The organism is Flavobacterium sp., from assembly GCF_035760125.1.
Lineage (GTDB): Bacteria > Bacteroidota > Bacteroidia > Flavobacteriales > Flavobacteriaceae > Flavobacterium.
Map to the genome: position 1 here is coordinate 1 of NZ_DASTTN010000184.1, position 3068 is coordinate 3068.

The 3068-nt window shown below is 34.0% G+C and carries 3 protein-coding genes; all 3 read right to left on the reverse strand.

The window, feature by feature from the left end; all coding sequences use genetic code 11:
* The coding region (locus tag VFS71_RS06940) for a DUF3857 domain-containing protein (RefSeq protein ID WP_326400199.1) at positions 1 to 1750 on the reverse strand (1750 nt) is incomplete at its 3' end.
* Positions 1751 to 1804: 54 nt separating this feature from the next.
* On the reverse strand, positions 1805 to 2257 hold the full coding sequence (dtd, locus tag VFS71_RS06945; RefSeq protein WP_326400200.1) for a D-aminoacyl-tRNA deacylase: 453 nt from the start codon (positions 2255 to 2257) through the stop codon (positions 1805 to 1807).
* A 44-nt stretch (positions 2258 to 2301) separates the two neighbouring features.
* Positions 2302 to 3068, reverse strand: a 767-nt coding sequence (rsgA, locus tag VFS71_RS06950; protein ID WP_326400201.1) for a ribosome small subunit-dependent GTPase A, incomplete at its 5' end; no start/stop codon positions are given.

Below are 3068 nucleotides of genomic sequence, written 5' to 3' on the forward strand. Positions count from 1 at the left end.
CGCCAAATTTTTCATTAATTTCAACATTTCCTGGAAGAAATTCAATCGAGAAATTACCGGGCAAAGCGATTTCTATTTCATCGATATCAACATAGCCTCTTTGAATTTCTAAAGGATTTTTTCGGTTTCTAATTCGTTTGACACTTTGATTTAATGGATTAAAGGCATTTACGGCAAACATCATTTTATTGATTGATACATTCCCATAATTCACGGCACTTATTTCTGCATTTTCAGTAAAACTTATTTTATCACTATCATTTTTGAAAGTGATTTTTTTAATTTTTAAATTATTAATGGTACTCCAATAGTCCTTATAAAATTTCTCAATTTCTGCTGGAGAAAGCTTCTCATTATTGAATTTTTGATTGTATTGGGTACCTTCAGAAACTATTCCTACTTTCCCTGATAAATCTCCATTTTCCGCAATAGAATAAGTCCCTTTGCTTACTTGGGTATTGCCAGTATCTTCATAAATTTTAGTTCTTACAATCTCTCCACCATCGGGTTTTACAACCAAAACATTTCTGTCATCTGTAAACGTTCCTTGATAGCCAAAAGGATCCACTTGACTTGTACATTCTAAAAAAACGTATTTATCCTTATTAGGTATAGCCAAAATCATATGATTCCCTTGCATCGAAACAAAATCGGTCTCAATATCACGTTTTCTTGGATTACCATATAAAATTACATTGTAAGATGGTACATTCACCGCACTAAGAAGTGCTTTGGTATAATTACTCAATGCCTTACAATCTCCATAGCCCAAACGATCAACATCGCCGGCCTGCATTGGTTTCCAACCTCCAATACCAATACTTATATTCACATATCTTGATTTTTCCTGAACATATTTATAAATGATTTGTGCCTTCTTAATAGGGTCGGTTTCGGCACCTACCAAAGCTTTGATTTTAACTTTGGTTTCTTCTGATAAATCAGTAGTTCCCTGCAGAATTTTTTCGCTGTACCATTTTCCAAATTCTGTCCACGTTTTAGCTGTTCCATCCACCCCTTCAAGATGAAATAATTCCAATCCCATCATTACTCTTGGAAAAAGACAACTAATCGAGGGACTTACAGTTTCTTCTTTTTGAGCTAACATTTTTGACGTGATATAAGAAAGCTGAGTTGAAGTTTCTATAGTTTTTTTGATATTAAAATTCGAAAAATTGAATTCTTTATATTTAAAACCAAGGCTTGAAGGATAACTTATATTGAGAATGCTTTTTTCTATACTTATAGCATAATCATTCAAAGGCATCCATTGCGGAATAAAAGCAGTGTTAGACGTTTCTGTTTCACTTTCAAAAACGACTGTAAATGGGTATTGTATCGGTGTATAATACAAATAAATATAACGACTCTCCGAAAAAAGAGTACTCCCACTTACAGCACTTACATCCCTGAAATCCCCTCTTTTTATTTTTTTAATTTCCTTTCCAAAAGCATCATAAATCGTTGCTAATATATTTTTAATAGAACTCGATTTGTCGTAATTTTCATAGGCTTCAATAGCATCTAAACCATTTTCATTCAAGACTGTTACTACTCGTTTGTTTTTGATATTCATACTGCGTTGAGACGCAATTACAATATCAATTTGGTTCAAACGAACAACTGCATTTGCATTTTCTTTGAGACTATCGGAAAGAGTGACAGTACTGTAATCGCTTTTTTGAGCAAAAAGAAATGTTGTAGTAAATAAGAAAGCAATTGAAATTGAGGAGACAAACTTGTAGGTCATAAAAAAGTTTTAGCTCCGAAATATAAGAAAATTTCGTTTAAAAAAAAGCTAAAATTATTCTTTATTCTTACTGTCGATTTGAATAGTAACAGGGCCATCATTTAGTAATGAAACTTTCATGTCGGCACCAAAAATTCCGGTTTGTACTTTCTTACCCAACTCCTTTTCGATTTGTTTCACAAAATTTTCATACATCGGGATGGCAATTCCTGGTTTTGAGGCTTTTATGTAAGAAGGACGATTTCCTTTTTTGGTAGAGGCGTGAAGTGTGAATTGAGAAACAACAATTACCTCGCCATCAATATCTTTTACGGAAAGATTCATTACTCCATTTTCATCACCAAAAATTCGAAGGTTGGTGATTTTTTGGCAAAGCCAATTGATATCTTCTTGGGTATCTGCATCTTCCATACCTACCAAAACAAGTAAGCCTTTCTGTATATCTGCCACAATTTTAGAATCGATGGTTACTGAGGCGGAGGAAACTCTTTGAATAACTGTTTTCATTTTTGATCTACGGCTTCGATACTAAATTACTGAATACTGAACAATTATTTCCTGGTTTCGTCACTTGCTTTTCGATCTTCATCATAAGCATCCGTACGATAATGTTCATCGTCGCCTTCCAGTATTTTGAGATAACTGTTATAACGGGACCAAGCAATTTCATCTCTTTCTAATGCGGCTTTTATGGCACAATGTGGTTCTTCTTTATGCAAACAATTATTGAACTTACATTGGTCTTTCAATTTAAAGAATTCAGGAAAATAACCGCTGATTTCTGCAGGATCCATATCAACCATTCCAAAACCTTTTATTCCTGGAGTGTCTATGATTTTGGCTCCAAAAGACAAATCATACATCTCCGCAAAAGTGGTTGTATGTTGCCCTTGTTTGCTTGCTTCAGATATTGTTTTGGTTTTTAGATGTAAAGAAGGTTCCATCGCATTCACTAAAGTTGATTTCCCCACACCTGAATGTCCAGAAAACATACTCACCTTATCCTTCATCAATTCCTGCAAAGCTTCAACTCCTTTCATTTCCGCAGCCGAAACCCGCAAACATTTATATCCTATTTCTTGATACACATGTTGCATATACAACTGTTCATCAAGTGTAACCTCATCCAAAGTATCTATTTTATTGAATACCAAAATAGCTTCAATTCCATAAGCTTCGGCAGTTACCAAAAAACGATCAATAAAGTTGAATGTGGTTGGAGGATTATTTACAGTTACCAACAGAAACACACGGTCAATATTGGAAGCAATAATATGCATTTGATGCGATAAATTTACCGCCTTACGAACGATATAAT